A 19070-nucleotide genomic window follows, 5' to 3' on the forward strand; every position below is an offset into this window, starting at 1 on the left:
TCGTTGTGATGTGATGCCGCGGGCGCATCAGCGATGGCTGAAGCTGGCCTTGAACGGCTGTTTCGGCACGACGACATCCTTCACGTCGCAAAAGAAATCGAAGCTCCAGTCGCCGCCTTCGCGGCCAATGCCGGAGCGCTTGGTGCCGCCGAACGGCGCCGCCAGATCACGAATGCCGAAGCTGTTGATCCAGAGAAAGCCCGTGCGAACGCGCTGCGCGACGGCAATGGCGTGCGCCTCGTCGCCATAACAAACGCCGCCCAGCCCATAGTCGGTGCCGTTAGCCATGTCGACGACCTCGTCATCGCTTGCGAACGTTTGCAGCGTAAGCACTGGGCCGAAGACCTCCTGTTGCACGATCTCATCGTGCTGACGCAGATCGGTAAGCAGCGTCGGCGCGAAGTACTGCTCGCCGAATGTATGCCGTGTGCCTCCCCACAGCACGCGCGCGCCCGCTGTCACGGCCCGTTCGACGAAGCCCTGTACGCGTTCGAGCTGCCGCTGGTGGATGATGGGACCGATCTCGGTCTGCCCATCGCGCGGGTCCCCCACGACGAGGCGCTCGACCAGCACGCGCAGCTTGTCGGTGAACGCCGGCGCCACGTCCGCATGAACGAGCAAACGCGTGCCCGCCAGGCATACCTGCCCGGCGTTGCGATACATCAGCGCGGCGGTGGCGGCAGCAGCGTCGAGATCGGCATCCGCCAGCACGATGAAGGCCGACTTGCCGCCCAGTTCCAGACTGCACGGCACGAGATTGGCCGCCGCCGCCGTGGCGATCCACTTGGCGGTCGCGACCGAGCCGGTGAACGAGATGCGCGCAAGCCGCGCGTCGCTCACGAGCGCCGCCCCCGTCACGGCTCCCGGGCCTTGCAACACTTGCAACACGCCCGGCGGCAGCCCTGCCTCGTGCGCGCAGTCCGCGAGTAACGAGGACGTGAGCGGCGCCCACTCCGGCGCCTTGAGCACTACCGTATTCCCGCACGCCAATGCCGGGCCGATCTTCCAAGTCGCGAGCATCAGCGGCGAGTTCCACGGCGTGATGACCGCCACGACACCCGCAGGATCGTGACGCACGAGATGACGCGCCTGCGGCGTCTCGATCACACGGTCCTGCAACGTCATGGCATGCTCGGCGAACCACGTGATGTTCTGCATGGCGCGCGGCACCACGCCATGCGCCATGCGTGAGCGCAGCACCCCGGCATCGACGCTCTCCAACGTGGCGAACGCCTCGGCACGACGCCCGACTTCGTCGGCAAATCGCTGGAGATACGGCAGGCGTTCCGACGCACCAAGCGCCGCCCACGCGGGGAAGGCCTGCGCCGCCGACGACACCGCGGCATCGACGTGCGCCGCATTGCCGCTGGCGATCTCCCCCAGATGTGTCTGGTCGATAGGCGAGACGCACGCGAACGTGTCGCCGGACGCCACGCGGCGGCCGTCGATATAGTGATCCGGCGAAACGGATACGCCGGCGACGTCAAAACGGGGAGCACTCATGCGATGTCTCGTGGGAAGTGTTTGGCGGAGCGGTTGGGGGAACCGTTGAGGAACGCGTCCGAGGCCTTGCGAATCGTTCAGCGCTTTTCGTCGTCGACGGCAGCGAATTTTGCGGCCAGCGCACGGCTCGCGTTCGCGAGCAGCGTGGTGTCGATGCCCACCGCCATGAACGTCACGCCAAGGTCGAGGTAGTGACGGGCAAGCGCCTCGTCGGAGCACAGGATCCCTGCCGCCTTGCCCGCTCGACGGATCCGGGCGATGCCGTCGCCGATCGCCAGACGCACGTCGTGATGCGTCGCGTGTCCGAGATGCCCCATCGATGCCGCGAGATCGGCCGGGCCGATGAACACGCCGTCGACGCCATCGACGGCGGCAATGTCGTCGACCTGCGCTAGCGCGTCGGCCGTCTCTACCTGCACGAGCAGGCAGGTCGTTGTGTTCGCCGCGTGCAGATAGTCGTCGTAGCCGTTCCACCGCGAAGACCGCGCCAATCCGCTGCCGACGCCGCGCGTGCCTTGCGGCGGATACCGCGTGGCGCTCGCGAGCGCGCGCGCCATCCCGGCGGACTCGACCATCGGCACCAGCAGCGTCGTCGCCCCGATGTCCAGCACCTGCTTGATGAGCGCAGCGTCGCCATGCGGCAACCGCACCACAGGGTGTGTCGGATATGGGGCCACCGCCTGCAACGTCGCCAGCATCGTGCGCAGATCGTTGGGGGCATGCTCGCCGTCGATCACCAGCCAGTCGAAGCCGCTGCCGGCGCACAACTCGGCGGCGTACGGCGTGGCGAGTCCCAGCCACAGGCCGATCTGGCGCTCGCCACGGGCCAACGCCTGCTTGAAGGCATTCGGGGGTGTTTTCATATCAACCTCTCCAGTGAGGTGCGAACCATCGGGGACGTTCGGCGCCGTCAGACGAAGCGCACGCCGATCGCGCCGAGCGGGCCGTAGTCGGCGTGAAACACGTCGCCCGCCGCACAGGCCACGGGTCGCGTGAACGACCCGGCCAGCACGATCTCGCCCGCTTGCAGCCCTTCGTCGAAGGCGCCCAGCTTGTTCGCCAGCCACGCAATGCCATTGCCGGGATGGTTAAGCACCGCCGCACTCAGGCCCGATTCTTCGATCACGCCATTGCGATAGAGCAGCGCGCCCGTCCAGCGCAGATCGACAGCGTCCGGCTTCACGGGACGTCCACCGAGAATCACGGCCGCATTCGCCGCGTTGTCGGCAATCGTGTCGACGACCTTGCGCGGCGCTTTCGTGTCGCGGTCGAAAAGCTCGATGCGGCCATCGATCAATTCGAGCGCCGGCGTCACCCAGGCGGTGGCGTCGAGCACGTCGAACAAGGTAACCCCGGGGCCCTTGAGCGGCTTGGCCAGAATGAATGCCAACTCCACTTCGAGACGCGGCACGATGAACCGCGAGGCATCGAGGGTCGCGCCATCGGTCACAAGCATGTCGTCGAGTAACGTGCCGTGATCGGGTTCCGTGATCCGGGCGGCGACTTGCATGGCGCGCGACGTCAGCCCGATCTTGTGACCGATCACGCGACGCCCTTCGGCGAACTTCAACGCCTGCCACGCCTGTGCGATCGCGTAGCTGTCGGCCGTCGTCATCTCGGGATACCGGCGGGAGAACTGCATGACCGGCGTGCGACAGCGTTCGGCGTCGTGCAGCTCGCGGGCAAGGGCCTGGCAGGTCGCGGCGTCGAGCGTCGGCATCGGGGGGTCTCCATGGCGCCACCCGCTACGGGCAACGCACTCTTGTCGGTCGATAACGCCTATTCTTGCGGCCCCCGGCGCCAGGAACAATCAATCGATTCAGGGACATTGATAAGCAAAACTGGATAATCGAACGCCGCCGGATACCTTCCGCCAGTCAGGTATCGTCAATACAATTTCGAAATGAGAGTGATTTGCATTTATAATTCGCAACGCTTTATTACAAGGCATTACGCAAACCGAACCGAATGCTGTCGGCTGCCGTTCCGGTCAACGCTCGGGTTCGCCACACTCTCGCCGTCAAGAAGGTCAGCCAAGATGAAGATGTCTCCGCGTCGCCGCGCACATGTGGCCGCCGACACCCCCCGCGTCCGCCCCTGCGCCGCCCGCCTCCCCTCCCGTCCTCGTCTGCCGCACGCCATCGCCAGCGCCGCCGCGCTGCTCGTGACAACGCTCGGCACCGCGTATGCGCAGCAGGCCACAGGTGCGACGACAGCAGAATCCAGGGCCGAAGTCGAACTCGACGCAGTCAACGTTTCCGGCGACTGGGGCGACTGGCTCGGGACCGGTCTCGACAGCAGCGCGAAGACCTTCCCCGGTGCGCGTACGGTCGTGAAGAAGGCGCAGATCGAGGCATCGGGTGCGACGAACATTGGTGATGTCATGCGCCGCATCCCCGGTGTGCAGGCGAGCGACAACTCGGGTACCGCGGGCAGCGCCATCTCCCTGAACATCGGCGTGCGCGGCCTCACCGGCCGTTACTCGCCGCGCTCGACCGTGTTGCTCGACGGCATTCCGATGGCCGTCGCACCTTACGGTCAGCCGCAGTTGTCCTTTGCGCCGGTCAGCCTCTTCAACATCGAGACCATCGACGTCGTGCGCAGCGGCGGTGCCGTGCGCTACGGGCCGCAGAACGTCGGCGGCGTGATCAACTTCAAGACGCGTGCGATCCCCAGCACGCCGGGCCTTACGGCCGACGCCACCGTGCGCGAGAACGTCTACACGATCGGTGGCGGCGCCAACACCCAATACGGCGCGTTCCTCGGCACGCAGATGGATAACGGTTTGGGACTCGCGCTGCTGTATTCCGGCATGGTCGGACGCGACTGGCGCAAGGGCAGCGACGAGCGCGTGAACGACCTCGCGCTGAAATGGCGGTACGACATCTCGTCGAGCCAGCAGGTGTACGGCAAGGTCTCGTATTACGACGTGAAGTCGAAGACGCCCGGCGGCCTGAGCGTCGCGCAATTCAATGCCGATCCTTTCCAGAACACGCGGCCGAACGACTACTGGAGCGGCAACCGCACCGGCCTCGACGTCGGCTATCTGAACACGATCTCCGAGACGCAGGAATTTGAGATCCGCACGTACTACAACGAGAGCTATCGTCAGAGCACGCTGATCAACGCCGCCGGCACGCAGACCACACACCAGCCTCGCAACTACGAGACGTTCGGTATCGAGCCACGCTTCACGCAGCGCCTGTTCGTCGGTCCGACCGCGCACGACGTGACCGTTGGCTATCGCTACGTGCACGAGCGTGGCGACGACAACAACTGGACCACGACCCTGGCCACCGGGCGCAACTCCGCCACGCAGACGTTCTACAACTACACCAGCGCGAACGCGTTCTACCTCGACGATCGCATGGCCTGGGGCAACTGGCGACTCACGCCGGGCGTGCGTTACGAGGTCATCAACTCGCAGCGCGTCGACAAGTCGACGGGCAACACCTTCCGCTCGGACAACAGCAAGCCGCTGCCCTCGGTGAACCTGTCGTACCTGGTGAACAGCGCGTGGACGGTCTATGCGGACTACAGCACGTCGTTCGGACCGGTGCAGAACACGCAGTTGAATTCGATGTCGGCCACGAACCCGCTGACGCCGGAGCTCGCGCGCACCTATGAAATCGGCACCCGCTGGTCGGACTCGCGTTGGAAGGCCGAGCTCACGGCGTTCAAGATGAAGTTCGACAACCAGATTCTGCAAGTGCCCGGCTCGACCCCGCCCGTCTTCCAGAACATTGGCGCGACGAACCACGACGGCATCGAAACCGCCGTCGATTACACCTTCGACCGCGACAGCGTGCTGCGCGGCTTGAACGTGTACGCGAACTTCACTTACACGCGTGCGATCCAGAAATCGGGCGCGACCGCCGGTCTCGACGTGCCGTTCTACTCGCGCTTCACGGATACGCTCGGCGCCCGTTACGACATCGGCGCGTGGACATTCAACGTCTCCACCACGCGCCAGAGCGCGCAGTATTCGGATCTGGCCAACACGGAAGCGGAATCGGCCGACGGCAGCAATGGCAAGGTGCCCGGCTTCCGTCTGTGGAACCTGCAGGCGATGTACAAGGTCCCCGGCTACAAGAACGCCGACGTCACGGTGGGTCTGAACAACGTCTTCGATAAACGCTTCTATACGCGCAACGTCGACGGCAACGCCGGCCGCATGGTCGGCGCGCCGCGCATGATCTACGTGCAGGGCCACTTCGGGTTCTGATCGCCGCAGGATCGGTAAACGAAAAAAAACGGCACCCGCTAGGGTGCCGTTTTCGTTACGACGCGGGTATCAGGTTGGCAGCGCCCGCTCTCGCCAGCGCCGCCCGCCCGATTACTCCGCCGTAGGCTCTTCCACCGAGCTTGGCATCGGTGCAAACGCTTCTTCCAGAGCGATCTGGTCGTGACGCTCGCGATCCGACGTCTCGCGGGCCTTGCGGGCCTTGTGATACGCCAGACCCGTACCTGCCGGGATGAGACGGCCAACGATGACGTTTTCCTTCAGGCCACGCAGGTCGTCCTTCTTGCCCATGATCGCGGCTTCGGTCAACACGCGCGTCGTTTCCTGGAACGAGGCTGCCGAGATGAACGAATCCGTCGACAGCGACGCCTTCGTAATCCCCAGCAGCACGTTCTCGTACTGCGCCGGACGCTTGTCCGCGGCGTTCATGGCGTCGTTCTCGTACAGCATGTCCGAGCGCTCGACCTGTTCGCCGATGATGAAGCGCGTATCGCCGTTGTCGGTGATCTGCACACGACGCAGCATCTGGCGAACGATCACCTCGATGTGCTTGTCGTTGATCTTCACACCCTGCAAGCGGTACACGTCCTGCACTTCGTCGACGATGTAACGCGCCAGCGCTTCGATACCCTGCAGACGCAGGATGTCGTGCGGGTCGGCCGGACCGTCCACGATCATTTCGCCCTTGTTCACCACCTGGCCGTCGTGCACCAGCACCTGCTTTTCCTTCGGAATCAGGAACTCGTGCTGGTTGCCGTCGAGATCGGTAATGACCAGACGCTGCTTGCCCTTCGTGTCCTTGCCGAACGACGTGGTACCGGTGACTTCGGCCAGAATGCCGGCGTCCTTCGGTGCGCGCGCTTCGAACAGCTCGGCCACACGCGGCAGACCCCCGGTAATATCGCGCGTCTTCTGCGCTTCGGTCGGGATACGTGCGAGCACTTCACCCACCGGCACTTGCTGACCGTCCTTGATGGTGATCAGTGCGCCCACCTGGAAGCCGATCGTCACTGCGTGATCGGTCCCCGGGATCTTCACTTCCACACCATGTTCGTCGAGCAGCTTGACCTGCGGACGCACGTTCTTCGACGCCGGACCACGACGCTTCGGATCGATCACGACCAGCGTGGACAGACCCGTCACATCGTCGATCTGCTTGGCCACCGTGACACCTTCCTCGACGTTCTCGAACCGGGCGTAACCGCCGTGTTCGGTAATGATCGGGCGCGTCAGCGGATCCCACGTACCCAGTTGGGCACCGGCCTTGACCTGTGCGCCGTCCAGATGCAGCAGCGTGGCGCCGTACGGCACCTTGTGGCGCTCGCGCTCACGGCCATGATCGTCCGTGATCAGGATTTCGCCCGAACGCGAGATGGCGATCTGTTCGCCGCGACCGTTCGTCACGTAACGCATGGTCGCCGAGAAGCGAACCGTACCGTTCGACTTGGCTTCGATCGACGAGGCCACGGCCGCACGCGATGCCGCACCACCGATGTGGAACGTACGCATCGTGAGCTGCGTGCCCGGTTCACCGATCGACTGCGCAGCGATCACACCGACCGCTTCGCCCACGTTCACACGCGAGCCGCGGCCAAGGTCACGGCCGTAACAGGCGGCGCACAGACCGAAGCGCGTATCGCAGGTCAGCGGCGTGCGCACGCGCACTTCGTCGACACCCAGCGCTTCGATCATCTCGACGGCGTCCTCGTCGAGCAGCGTGCCCGATTCGTACACCGTCTCTTGCGTTTCCGGATTCACGACGTCGGCCACGGCCACGCGACCGAGGATACGGTCACGCAGGGCTTCGACCACTTCACCGCCCTCGACCAGCGCCTTCATCGCAACGCCGTTGCTCGTGCCGCAATCGTCTTCGACCACGACCAGATCCTGCGTCACGTCGACCAGACGACGCGTCAGGTAACCCGAGTTTGCCGTCTTCAGTGCCGTATCGGCCAGACCCTTACGTGCACCGTGGGTCGAGATGAAGTACTGCAACACGTTCAGGCCTTCGCGGAAGTTCGCGGTAATCGGCGTCTCGATAATCGAGCCGTCCGGCTTGGCCATCAGGCCACGCATCCCCGCGAGCTGGCGAATCTGGGCGCTCGAACCGCGAGCACCGGAGTCGGCCATCATGTAAATCGAGTTGAACGACTCCTGGTCGACGATATTGCCGTCGCGATCGGTCGTCTTCTCTTTCGAGAGCTGCTCCATCATCGCCTTGCCCACGGCGTCGCCGGTCGCACCCCAGATGTCCACGACGTTGTTGTAACGCTCTTGCGCCGTGACCAGACCCGACATGTACTGACGGTCGTATTCCTTGACCTTCTTCGACGCTTCGCCGATCAGCTCTTCCTTCTTCGTCGGCACGAGCATGTCGTCGACGCAGATCGAGATACCGGCGCGCGTTGCCAGGCGGAAGCCCGACTGCATCAGCTTGTCGACGAAGATCACCGTCTCGCGCAGACCGCAGCGGCGGAACGCCGTGTTGATCAGCTTCGAGATTTCCTTCTTCTTGAGCGACTTGTTCAGCACCGAGAACGGCAGGCCCGGCGGCAGAATTTCCGACAGGATCGCGCGGCCGACCGTGGTCGGGTACAGCGTGATCTTCGGCGTCTTCTCGCCCGTTTCCGGATCGACCGTGTACTCCGTGATACGCACGTTCACGCGCGAAGCCAGTTCGACTTCCTTGTTGTCGTACGCGCGCAGCACTTCCGAGACGTCGATGAACGACAGGCCTTCGCCGCGGCCGTTGATCTTGTCGCGGGTCGCGTAATACAGACCCAGCACGATATCCTGCGACGGCACGATCGACGGATCGCCGTTGGCCGGGAACAACACGTTGTTCGAGGCCAGCATCAGGGTACGCGCTTCCATCTGCGCTTCGAGCGACAGCGGCACGTGAACGGCCATCTGGTCACCGTCGAAGTCGGCGTTGAACGCCGCGCAAACCAGCGGGTGAAGCTGGATCGCCTTGCCTTCGATCAGCACCGGCTCGAACGCCTGAATCCCCAGGCGGTGCAGCGTCGGTGCGCGGTTCAGCATGATCGGGTGTTCGCGGATCACATCTTCGAGGATGTCCCACACCACCGCCGTCTGGTTCTCGACTTCCTTCTTCGCGGCCTTGATGGTCGTGGCCACGCCCAACACTTCCAGCTTGTGGAAGATGAACGGCTTGAAGAGTTCGAGCGCCATCAGCTTCGGCAGACCGCACTGATGCAGCTTGAGCGTCGGGCCCACGGTAATCACCGAACGGCCCGAGTAGTCCACGCGCTTACCGAGCAGATTCTGACGGAAACGACCGCTCTTGCCCTTGATCATGTCGGCCAGCGACTTGAGCGGGCGCTTGTTCGCACCGGTCATCGCCTTGCCGCGACGGCCGTTGTCGAGCAGCGAGTCCACGGATTCCTGCAGCATGCGCTTTTCGTTGCGCACGATGATGTCCGGGGCCTTCAGCTCGAGCAGACGCTTCAGACGGTTGTTACGGTTGATGACGCGGCGATACAGATCGTTCAGATCCGAGGTCGCGAAGCGGCCACCGTCGAGCGGCACCAACGGGCGCAGCTCGGGCGGGAGCACCGGCAGCACTTCGAGCACCATCCACTCGGGCTTGATGCCCGAACGCTGGAAAGCCTCGAGCACCTTCAGGCGCTTGGCGTACTTCTTGATCTTCGCTTCCGAGCCCGTGGCTTGCAGCTCGGCGCGCAGATGCTCGACCTGCTGGTCGATGTCGATCGAGCGCAGCAGCTCGCGCACGCCTTCCGCGCCCATCTCGGCACGGAATTCGTCGCCGTATTCCTCGACCTTGTTGTAGTAATCCTCTTCGGTCATGATCTGGCACCGCTTGAGCGGCGTCATGCCCGGTTCGAGAACCACATACGCTTCGAAGTACAGCACGCGTTCAATGTCGCGCAGCGTCATGTCGAGCACCATGCCCAGACGCGACGGGAGCGACTTCAGGAACCAGATGTGCGCGACCGGCGAGGCCAGCTCAATGTGGCCCATGCGCTCGCGACGCACCTTCGCCAGCGTGACTTCCACGCCGCACTTCTCGCAGATCACGCCACGGTGCTTCAGGCGCTTGTACTTGCCGCAAAGGCACTCGTAATCCTTGATCGGACCGAAGATCTTTGCGCAGAACAGGCCGTCACGCTCGGGCTTGAACGTCCGATAGTTGATCGTTTCCGGCTTCTTCACTTCGCCGAACGACCACGAGCGGATCTTGTCCGGCGAAGCCAGACCGATCTTGATCGCGTCGAACTGTTCGACCTGCTGAACTTGCTTGAATAGATCGAGCAAAGCTTTCATTGCTTTCTCCTGTTGCCTGAACGCAATTAACTGCGCTCCAGGTCGATATCGATACCGAGCGAACGGATTTCCTTGACCAGCACGTTGAACGACTCCGGCATGCCGGCATCGATTACGTGATCGCCCTTGACGAGGTTCTCGTACACCTTCGTACGCCCCGTCACGTCATCCGACTTCACGGTCAGCATTTCCTGCAGCACATACGATGCGCCGTATGCTTCCAGTGCCCACACTTCCATTTCACCGAAGCGCTGACCACCGAACTGGGCCTTACCGCCCAACGGCTGTTGCGTCACCAGCGAGTACGGACCGGTCGAACGCGCGTGCATCTTGTCGTCGACCAAGTGGTGCAGCTTGAGCATGTGCATGAAGCCGCACGTGACCGGACGCTCGAAGGCTTCGCCGGTACGGCCGTCGAACAGCGTGACCTGGTTCTTCGACGGCGTCATGCCGAGTTCCTTCGCGACGTGATCCGGGAACGCCAGATCCAGCATGCGACGGATTTCGTCTTCATGGGCACCATCGAACACCGGCGTTGCGAACGGCACGCCGTTCTGCAGGTTGCGCGCCAGCGACATGATCTCGTCGTCCGACAGGCTGTCGATATCTTCTTGTTGACCGCTCTCGTTGTAGATCTTCGTCAGGAACTTGCGAACTTCCTGGACCTTGGTGTGCGCCTGCAGCATTTCGCCGATACGCCAGCCCAGACCCTTCGCTGCCCAGCCGAGGTGCGACTCGAGAATCTGACCCACGTTCATCCGCGACGGCACGCCGAGCGGGTTGAGCACGATGTCTGCCGGACGGCCATCGGCCATGTACGGCATATCCTCGATCGGCACGATCTTCGAGACCACGCCCTTGTTACCGTGACGGCCTGCCATCTTGTCGCCAGGCTGCAGACGACGCTTGACCGCCAGGTACACCTTGACCATCTTCAGCACGCCCGGCGGCAGTTCGTCGCCTTGCGTGAGCTTCTTGCGCTTCTCTTCGAAGGCCAGATCGAACGAGTGACGCTTCTGCTCGATCGATTCCTTGATCTGCTCGAGCTGTTGCGCACCTTCGTCTTCCGCCAGACGGATGTCGAACCAGTGGTAACGGTCCAGATCCGCCAGGTATTCCTTCGTGAGCTTGGTGCCCTTGGCGAGCTTCTTCGGACCGCCATTGGCCGTCTTGCCCACCAGGAAGCGCTCCAGACGCTGGAACGCATCGCCTTCCACGATACGCAGCTGGTCGTTCAGGTCGAGGCGGTAGCCCTTGAGTTCATCGTCGATGATCTGCTGGGCGCGCTTGTCGCGCTGAATGCCTTCACGCGTGAACACCTGCACGTCGATGACGGTGCCGCTCATGCCCGACGGCACGCGCAGCGAGGTGTCCTTCACGTCCGATGCCTTCTCGCCGAAGATCGCGCGCAGCAGCTTTTCTTCCGGCGTGAGCTGGGTTTCGCCCTTCGGCGTGACCTTGCCCACCAGCACATCGCCGGCTTCGACTTCCGCGCCGATGTACACGATGCCCGACTCGTCCAGACGGCCGAGTTGGACTTCCGCCAGGTTCGAAATATCGCGCGTGATTTCCTCAGGTCCGAGCTTGGTGTCGCGAGCGACCACGTTCAGCTCTTCGATGTGGATCGACGTATAACGGTCTTCCGCAACGACACGCTCCGAGATCAGGATCGAATCCTCGAAGTTGTAGCCGTTCCACGGCATGAACGCGATCAGCATGTTCTGACCCAGCGCCAACTCACCCAGATCGGTCGACGCGCCGTCGGCGATCACATCGCCGCGCGCCACCTTGTCGCCTTCTTCCACGATCGGGCGCTGGTTGATGTTGGTGTTCTGGTTCGAACGCGTGTACTTGATCAGGTTGTAGATGTCCACGCCGACTTCACCGGCGACGGCTTCATCGTCGTTCACGCGAATCACCACACGGCCTGCGTCGACGTAGTCGACCACGCCGCCACGGAACGCCTGCACGGTCGTACCCGAGTCGACAGCCACCGTACGTTCGATACCCGTACCGACCACCGCTTTTTCCGGACGCAGGCAAGGCACGGCCTGGCGCTGCATGTTCGAACCCATCAACGCGCGGTTCGCGTCGTCGTGCTCGAGGAACGGAATCAGCGACGCGGCGACGGAGACGATCTGCGACGGTGCCACGTCCATGTACTGGATGCGGTCCGGCGTGACCATCAGCGTTTCGCCGGCTTCACGCGACGACACCAGTTCGTCGGTCAGTTCACCGTTTTCGCCAATCGACGCGTTCGCCTGAGCGATCACGTAGCGACCTTCCTCAATGGCCGACAGGTAGTCGATCTGGTCGGTGACCTTGCCGTCTTCCACCTTGCGGTAAGGCGTCTCGAGGAAGCCATACTCGTTCAGGCGGGCGTACAGTGCCAGCGAGTTGATCAGACCAATGTTCGGACCTTCCGGCGTTTCGATCGGGCACACGCGGCCGTAGTGGGTCGGGTGCACGTCGCGCACTTCGAAGCCGGCACGCTCGCGCGTCAAACCGCCCGGGCCCAGTGCGGACACGCGACGCTTGTGCGTGATTTCCGACAGCGGGTTGGTCTGGTCCATGAACTGCGAGAGCTGCGACGAACCGAAGAACTCGCGGATGGCCGACGAGATCGGCTTGCTGTTGATCAGGTCGTGCGGCATCAGGTTTTCCGACTCGGCCTGACCCAGACGTTCCTTCACAGCACGCTCGACACGCACCAGACCGGCGCGGAACTGGTTCTCGGCCAGCTCACCCACGCAACGCACACGACGGTTGCCCAAGTGGTCGATGTCGTCGACTTCGCCGCGGCCATTACGCAGATCCACGAGGATCTTGATGGTCGAGAGAATGTCGTCGTCGCCCAGCGTCATCGGTCCGAGCACTTCGTCACGGCCGACACGACGGTTGAACTTCATACGACCCACCTTCGACAGGTCGTACGCTTCTTCGCTGTAGAACAGACGGTTGAACAGGGCCTCGACCGCATCTTCGGTCGGCGGCTCGCCCGGGCGCATCATGCGGTAGATCGCAATACGCGCGGCCGTGCGGTCGGCGGTTTCGTCGATGCGCAGCGTGGCCGAGATGTACGACCCCTGATCCAGATCGTTCGTGAACAGCGTCTGGATGTCCGACACGTCCGACTCGCGCAGCTTGACCAGCACGCTTTCGGTGATTTCTTCGTTGGCGTTGGCGATCACTTCGCCGGTATCGCCATCGATCACGTTCTTCGCGAGCACTCGGCCGAGCAGGTAGTCTTCCGGCACCGAGATGAACTTGGTGTTGGCGTTCTCCAGGTCGCGGATATGCTTGGCGTTGACGCGCTTGTCCTTCTGGACGATGACCTTGCCTTCGCGATCCGTGATGTCGAAGCGCGCTACTTCACCGCGCAGACGCTCCGGCACGAACTCCATCTGTGCGCCTTCCGGCATCAGCTTGAAGTTATCGAACACGAAGAAGTTCGCGAGGATCTGTTCCGGCGTCAGGCCGATCGCCTTGAGCAGGATCGTGACCGGCATCTTGCGACGGCGGTCGACGCGGAAGTACAGGATGTCCTTCGGATCGAATTCGAAGTCCAGCCACGAGCCGCGGTAGGGGATGATACGCGCGGAGAACAGCAGTTTGCCCGAGCTGTGCGTCTTGCCCTTGTCGTGTTCGAAGAACACGCCCGGCGAGCGGTGCAGCTGCGAGACGATGACACGCTCCGTGCCATTGATGACGAAGGAACCCGTCGAGGTCATGAGCGGAATTTCGCCCATGTACACTTCCTGTTCCTTGACTTCCTTGACGACGGGCTTGTTCGGCGATTCACGGTCGAGAATCACCAGACGAACCTTGGCGCGCAGGGCCGAGCAAAAAGTCAGGCCGCGCTGTTGACATTCCTTGACATCGAACGCGGGCGTGCCGAGCAGATAGCTGACAAACTCCAGGCGTGCGAACCCGTTGTGAGAAACGATCGGGAAAATGGAGGAAAAGGCTGCTTGCAGACCCTCCGGCTTCCGCTCCGATGCAAGCGCTTCGGCTTGCAAGAACGATGTGTACGAGGCGAGCTGGGTGGCCAGCAAAAACGGCACCTTGTGCACGGTCGGACGCTTCGCAAAACTCTTGCGAATGCGTTTCTTCTCGGTGAAGGAATAGTGCATTACGATCTCCGAATCACTACGCTGGCGACGACGGCAGGCATCGTCAACGGGTGTTCATCGACTGAGACCAGACGTCCCCCGCGGCGGGCTTGCCGTGGAGCAACGAGCTTGGTGGTTGGCCGCTACCAACCGCTGGCTGACGGCGACGGATGCCTGTGTTGCCCGTCGCCCGACCAAACTTGCCTTCTGCAGTCGCTTCAGAAGACAAAGAGAAAACCGCCACGGGTCGAATCCCGGCGCGATCTTTTCTTTGGCCTCTTCGGTATTTCTTCGGTACTACCCTCGCTTCCTCTCTGTTGCTGTGTATCGCCAGTACCCTCGATGATGCGTGCGCTTGAAACGGCAAAAATCACGGATGCATCGGCGAAATCATTTTGCTTTCAACCTCTTGGCACACTTTCGCGCTGGCTTTCGAGTTGCGTGCGCCCCTTTCGGGATTTGGCTCTCCTGAAAGCACAAAAAGGCTGACGACGTTTCGTCGCCAGCCTTCCCTACGCGCAGAGCCGAATTACTTGATTTCGACCTTGGCGCCGGCTTCTTCCAGCTTCTTCTTGGCTTCGTCAGCAGCAGCCTTGTCGACGCCTTCCTTGACAGCCTTCGGAGCGCCATCAACCACGTCCTTGGCTTCCTTCAAGCCCAGGCCCGTGATTTCGCGGACGGCCTTGATCACGCCGACCTTGTTCGCACCGACTTCCGCCAGGATGACGTTGAATTCGGTTTGCTCTTCGGCTGCAGCAGCAGCACCAGCACCCGCAGGGCCAGCCACCGACAGGGCAGCAGCCGACACGCCAAACTTCTCTTCGAACGCCTTGACCAGGTCGTTCAGTTCCATAACCGACATTGCGCCAACGGCGTCGATGATGTCTTCTTTCGTGATTGCCATTTGTAAAACTCCTAGATTGTGTTCGGACCGAAGTCAGCGATCGTGTAACCGGGACGAGAATTAAGCAGCTTCTGCTTGCTTCTTCTCGGCCACGGCAGCCAGGACGCGAGCAAAGCCGGAAACCGGCGCTTGCATGACACCCAGCAACTTCGCGAGCAGTTCGTCGCGGCTCGGGATCGAGGCGAGCGCTTGCACGCCTGCCTTGTCCATCACCTTGCCGTCGTACGAGCCGGCCTTCAAGATCAACTTGTCGTTGCCCTTCGAAAAGTCGTTCAAGACTTTCGCAGCGGCTACGGGATCCGTCGAGATACCGTAGATCAGAGGACCGGTCATCTGCTCAGCCAGGTCAGCAAACGGGGTGTTTTCCACCGCGCGGCGAGCCAGCGTGTTCTTCAGAACGCGCAGGTAGACGCCTTGCTGACGCGCATTGGCGCGAAGCTTCGTCAGATCGCCAACCGTGATTCCGCGATATTCAGCCACAACGATGGTCGAAGCGCCGGCGACTTGCGCCGAAACTTCTGCCACGACGGCTTTCTTATCATCAAGATTAAGTGCCACGGTTAACCTCCAAAATTGACATCACCTCATGGTGATGCCGTTCCACTAACGGCTTACCGACATGTCTGGAGTTTCAACCACCACGCCCGGTTGCCCAGGTGAGGCGATGTGACTGCATAACTTGTTCGGGTTCGCCATCTGCGTTGGCTGGCGTATTAAGGGAGCGTCAACACATGCCCATTCCCGCCAACGGTCTTTGATAACCGGAAGCGATTTCCGAAGAATCCGCTTCCGCCCAAAGTCTTTTGCTGCTGACTGTCGATCCTGAGGATCGCAGTCGTCGCAGGGGACGCCATCACCCTGCGATTGCGATACGGTCTGGCTTAGGCAGCCAGGCTGGCCTGATCCACACGCACGCCAACGCCCATCGTGCTCGACAGGGCGATCTTGCGCAGGTAGACACCCTTGCTCGAAGCCGGCTTCGACTTCGTCAGGGCTTCCAGCAGGGCCGACAGGTTCTGACGCAGCGCTGCCGGGTCGAACGACGCACGACCGATGGTCGCGTGAATAATGCCGCCCTTGTCAACGCGGAACTGCACCTGACCGGCCTTGGCGTTCTTCACTGCCGTAGCGACGTCCGGGGTCACCGTGCCAACCTTCGGGTTCGGCATCAGGCCGCGCGGGCCGAGAATCTGACCCAGCGTACCGACGACGCGCATCGTGTCCGGCGAAGCGATCACGATATCGAAGTCCATCTTGCCAGCCTTGATTTGCTCGGCGAGGTCTTCCATACCCACGATTTCAGCGCCGGCAGCCTTGGCTTGCTCGGCCTTTTCGCCTTGAGCGAACACAGCCACGCGAACCGACTTACCGGTACCGGCCGGCAGAACGACCGAGCCGCGAACCACTTGGTCCGACTTCTTCGCATCCACGCCCAGTTGCACGGCGACGTCGATCGACTCGTCGAACTTGGCGCTTGCGCATTCCTTGACCAGGGCCAGAGCATCGCCGACCGGGTACAGCTTGTTGCGGTCGACCTTGGCGGCCAGTGCTTGTTGACGCTTAGAGATCTTAGCCATTACAGACCCTCCACCGTGATGCCCATCGAACGTGCGCTGCCAGCGATGGTGCGAACCGCGGCGTCCAGATCGGCGGCGGTAAGGTCAGGCATCTTGGTCTTCGCGATTTCTTCCGCTTGTGCGCGGGTGATCTTGCCCACCTTGTCGGTGTGCGGCTTGCTCGAACCCTTTTGCAGGTTGGCAGCCTTCTTGATCAGCACCGTTGCCGGCGGGGTCTTCAGGACGAACGTGAAGCTCTTGTCCGCAAATGCGGTGATCACCACCGGGGTCGGAAGACCCGGCTCGAGGCTCTGCGTTTGCGCGTTGAACGCCTTGCAGAACTCCATGATGTTCAGGCCACGTTGACCCAGGGCCGGGCCCACGGGGGGCGACGGGTTGGCTTTACCTGCAGGAATCTGCAGCTTGATAAAGCCGATGATTTTCTTTGCCATGGTTTACTCCGGAACGAATATGTGGCGCATATTCGGGGTTGAGTCATAGCGCGCGTTCACCAAAACGGGCTACTGACGCTCCTCGGCGACGGCTGTCACCAACGCAAAAACGCGCCGGACGTCGCGCCGGCGCATTTTATTCTTAGATCTTTTCGACTTGCCCGAACTCCAGTTCTACCGGAGTTGCCCGTCCGAAAATGGTGACGGAAACACGGAGGCGAGATTTTTCGTAGTTCACTTCTTCCACCGAGCCGTTGAAGTCCGTGAAAGGACCTTCCTTGACTCGAACCAGCTCGCCCACCTCGAACAACGTCTTCGGACGCGGCTTTTCCACCCCGTCCTTGATTTGCGACATGATCTTGTCGACCTCGGCCTGTCGAATCGGAATCGGGCGATTGCCCGTACCGCCGACAAAACCGGTGACCTTGGCGGTATTCTTCACCAGGTGCCACGTGTCATCCGTCATTTCCATCTCGCACAGCACATAGCCGGGGAAGAAACGACGCTCGGTGACCGACTTGTGGCCACCTTTGATTTCAACGACTTCTTCGGTCGGGACAAGAATCTCGCCGAACAAGTCTTCCATGCCGGCACGCGCAATACGCTCACGCAGCGCCTTGGCTACGCTCTTTTCCATGCCGGAATACGCATGAACGACGTACCAGCGCTTCTTACTCGGTGCAGCCCCGGTATCAGACATATCACTTCCAGCCAAGAATCAAAGAGAACACCGCCCATTCAATCGTTTTGTCGCTGATCCAGAGATACAGCGCCATCACGATGACGAACGCGAAGACAATCGCAGTCGTTTGAGCGGCCTCTTTACGGGTCGGCCAAACGACCTTACCCACTTCCCGATACGCATCCTTGGCAAAAGCCAGGAAGCTTTTGCCGGTTTGCGATGCCAATGCAACACCTGCTGCGATGGCGAGAACGACGACGATGGCAGCAACGCGCACATACAGTGCCTGTTGCCCCAGCGCGTAGAAGGCCACGACACCAGCAATCACGAGCAGCCCGGCCAGTGCCAGCAGCAGCTTGTCGCCAGTCGTACGTACAGTTTCTACGGGAGAATTCGCCATTTCCAGCTTGCAGACAGTTGTTTGGCAGGGGCAGAGGGAATCGAACCCCCAACCTTCGGTTTTGGAGACCGACGCTCTGCCAGTTGAGCTATACCCCTAAAACAGCAGTGGGGCCAGCCGCCAAAAGCTGACCCCATAAGCGCGGACCGTTAAGGCACCGGCTTACGCTACGATCTTTGCAACCACGCCCGCGCCGACAGTACGGCCACCTTCGCGAATTGCGAAACGCAGGCCTTCAGTCATGGCGATCGGAGCGATCAACTTGACGGTGATCGACACGTTGTCGCCAGGCATGACCATTTCCTTGCCTTCCGGCAGGGTGATCGAGCCCGTCACGTCCGTCGTACGGAAATAGAACTGCGGACGGTAGTTGTTGAAGAACGGAGTGTGACGACCACCTTCGTCCTTCGACAGCACGTACACTTCGCCGGTGAATTCCGTGTGCGGCGTGATCGAGCCCGGCTTGGCCAGAACCTGACCACGCTGGACGTCTTCACGCTTCGTGCCGCGCAGCAGAATACCGACGTTATCGCCTGCCTGACCTTGGTCGAGCAGCTTGCGGAACATTTCGACGCCCGTGCAAATCGTCTTGACCGTCGGGGTAATACCGACGATTTCGATTTCTTCGCCGACCTTGACGACACCCGACTCAACACGACCGGTCACCACGGTACCGCGACCCGAGATCGAGAACACGTCTTCCACCGGCATCAGGAATGCCTTGTCGATGGCGCGTTCCGGCGTCGGGATGTACGTATCGAGGGCTTCAGCCAGTTGCATGATGGCTTCTTCGCCCAGGGGACCCTTGTCGCCTTCCAGCGCCAGCTTGGCGGAACCCTTGATGATCGGCACATCGTCGCCCGGGAAGTCATACTTCGACAGGAGCTCGCGAACTTCCATTTCGACCAGCTCG

The 19070-nt window shown here is 61.8% G+C and carries 13 protein-coding genes and 1 tRNA gene; 1 reads left to right on the top strand and 13 read right to left on the bottom strand.

The features are described 5' to 3' along the window. Positions 1–27: 27 nt before the first annotated feature. The 3 genes from A985_RS0105320 to hpaH form a co-directional block, all read right to left on the bottom strand. Positions 28–1503, bottom strand: a complete 1476-nt coding sequence (locus A985_RS0105320) for an aldehyde dehydrogenase family protein (protein ID WP_017232370.1) — start codon at positions 1501–1503, stop codon at positions 28–30. Between the two features lie 77 nt (positions 1504–1580). Then, on the bottom strand, positions 1581–2366 hold the full coding sequence (gene hpaI / locus A985_RS0105325; protein WP_017232371.1) for a 4-hydroxy-2-oxoheptanedioate aldolase: 786 nt from the start codon (positions 2364–2366) through the stop codon (positions 1581–1583). Between the two features lie 47 nt (positions 2367–2413). Next, entirely contained in the window at positions 2414–3223 is an 810-nt protein-coding gene (gene hpaH, locus A985_RS0105330) for a 2-oxo-hept-4-ene-1,7-dioate hydratase (protein ID WP_017232372.1), read from the bottom strand. Positions 3224–3541: 318 nt separating this feature from the next. On the opposite strand from hpaH, the gene A985_RS0105335 reads away from it, so the two are divergent. Further along, on the top strand, positions 3542–5728 hold the full coding sequence (locus A985_RS0105335; RefSeq protein ID WP_017232373.1) for a TonB-dependent siderophore receptor: 2187 nt from the start codon (positions 3542–3544) through the stop codon (positions 5726–5728). Positions 5729–5839: 111 nt separating this feature from the next. Here the strand turns inward: A985_RS0105335 and rpoC are convergent, their stop codons facing one another. The 10 genes from rpoC to A985_RS24335 all read right to left on the bottom strand — a co-directional run. Beyond that, positions 5840–10051, bottom strand: coding sequence for a DNA-directed RNA polymerase subunit beta' (rpoC, locus tag A985_RS0105340; RefSeq protein ID WP_017232374.1), 4212 nt, complete (start codon positions 10049–10051; stop codon positions 5840–5842). Between the two features lie 26 nt (positions 10052–10077). After that, positions 10078–14184, bottom strand: a complete 4107-nt coding sequence (gene rpoB / locus A985_RS0105345; protein ID WP_017232375.1) for a DNA-directed RNA polymerase subunit beta — start codon at positions 14182–14184, stop codon at positions 10078–10080. Between the two features lie 508 nt (positions 14185–14692). Further along, the gene (rplL, locus tag A985_RS0105350; RefSeq protein WP_017232376.1) at positions 14693–15067 is read right to left on the bottom strand and encodes a 50S ribosomal protein L7/L12; all 375 of its coding nucleotides are present in this window, start codon (positions 15065–15067) and stop codon (positions 14693–14695) included. 60 nt (positions 15068–15127) lie between these two features. After that, on the bottom strand, positions 15128–15625 hold the full coding sequence (rplJ, locus tag A985_RS0105355) for a 50S ribosomal protein L10 (RefSeq protein ID WP_010804162.1): 498 nt from the start codon (positions 15623–15625) through the stop codon (positions 15128–15130). Between the two features lie 323 nt (positions 15626–15948). Further along, positions 15949–16644 (bottom strand): 50S ribosomal protein L1, encoded by a 696-nt coding sequence (rplA, locus tag A985_RS0105360; protein WP_017232377.1) that lies wholly within the window; start codon positions 16642–16644, stop codon positions 15949–15951. Then, the gene (rplK, locus tag A985_RS0105365) at positions 16644–17075 is read right to left on the bottom strand and encodes a 50S ribosomal protein L11 (protein WP_017232378.1); all 432 of its coding nucleotides are present in this window, start codon (positions 17073–17075) and stop codon (positions 16644–16646) included. The genes rplA and rplK overlap by 1 nt, the downstream gene beginning before the upstream one ends. Before the next feature lie 142 nt (positions 17076–17217). Next, the gene (gene nusG, locus A985_RS0105370; RefSeq protein WP_026131673.1) at positions 17218–17775 is read right to left on the bottom strand and encodes a transcription termination/antitermination protein NusG; all 558 of its coding nucleotides are present in this window, start codon (positions 17773–17775) and stop codon (positions 17218–17220) included. A gap of 1 nt (position 17776) precedes the next feature. Continuing rightward, positions 17777–18157, bottom strand: coding sequence for a preprotein translocase subunit SecE (gene secE / locus A985_RS0105375; RefSeq protein WP_017232380.1), 381 nt, complete (start codon positions 18155–18157; stop codon positions 17777–17779). Positions 18158–18179: 22 nt separating this feature from the next. Beyond that, positions 18180–18255: transfer RNA gene (locus A985_RS0105380), tRNA-Trp, on the bottom strand. A 64-nt stretch (positions 18256–18319) separates the two neighbouring features. Then, positions 18320–19070, bottom strand: a 751-nt coding sequence (locus A985_RS24335; RefSeq protein WP_039829916.1) for an elongation factor Tu, incomplete at its 5' end; no start/stop codon positions are given.

It is taken from the genome of Pandoraea sp. B-6, from assembly GCF_000282835.1.
GTDB classification, from domain to species: Bacteria; Pseudomonadota; Gammaproteobacteria; order Burkholderiales; family Burkholderiaceae; genus Pandoraea; species Pandoraea cepalis.

Excerpts from the sequence above, each read along its gene's own strand:
- A985_RS0105320 (WP_017232370.1), bottom strand. The coding sequence starts at position 1,503 with ATGAGTGCTCCCCGTTTTGACGTCGCCGGCGTATCCGTTTCGCCGGAT.
- hpaI (WP_017232371.1), bottom strand. The coding sequence starts at position 2,366 with ATGAAAACACCCCCGAATGCCTTCAAGCAGGCGTTGGCCCGTGGCGAG.
- hpaH (WP_017232372.1), bottom strand. The coding sequence starts at position 3,223 with ATGCCGACGCTCGACGCCGCGACCTGCCAGGCCCTTGCCCGCGAGCTG.
- A985_RS0105335 (WP_017232373.1), top strand. The coding sequence starts at position 3,542 with ATGAAGATGTCTCCGCGTCGCCGCGCACATGTGGCCGCCGACACCCCC.
- rpoC (WP_017232374.1), bottom strand. The coding sequence starts at position 10,051 with ATGAAAGCTTTGCTCGATCTATTCAAGCAAGTTCAGCAGGTCGAACAG.
- rpoB (WP_017232375.1), bottom strand. The coding sequence starts at position 14,184 with ATGCACTATTCCTTCACCGAGAAGAAACGCATTCGCAAGAGTTTTGCG.
- rplL (WP_017232376.1), bottom strand. The coding sequence starts at position 15,067 with ATGGCAATCACGAAAGAAGACATCATCGACGCCGTTGGCGCAATGTCG.
- rplA (WP_017232377.1), bottom strand. The coding sequence starts at position 16,644 with ATGGCTAAGATCTCTAAGCGTCAACAAGCACTGGCCGCCAAGGTCGAC.
- rplK (WP_017232378.1), bottom strand. The coding sequence starts at position 17,075 with ATGGCAAAGAAAATCATCGGCTTTATCAAGCTGCAGATTCCTGCAGGT.
- nusG (WP_026131673.1), bottom strand. The coding sequence starts at position 17,775 with ATGTCTGATACCGGGGCTGCACCGAGTAAGAAGCGCTGGTACGTCGTT.
- secE (WP_017232380.1), bottom strand. The coding sequence starts at position 18,157 with ATGGCGAATTCTCCCGTAGAAACTGTACGTACGACTGGCGACAAGCTG.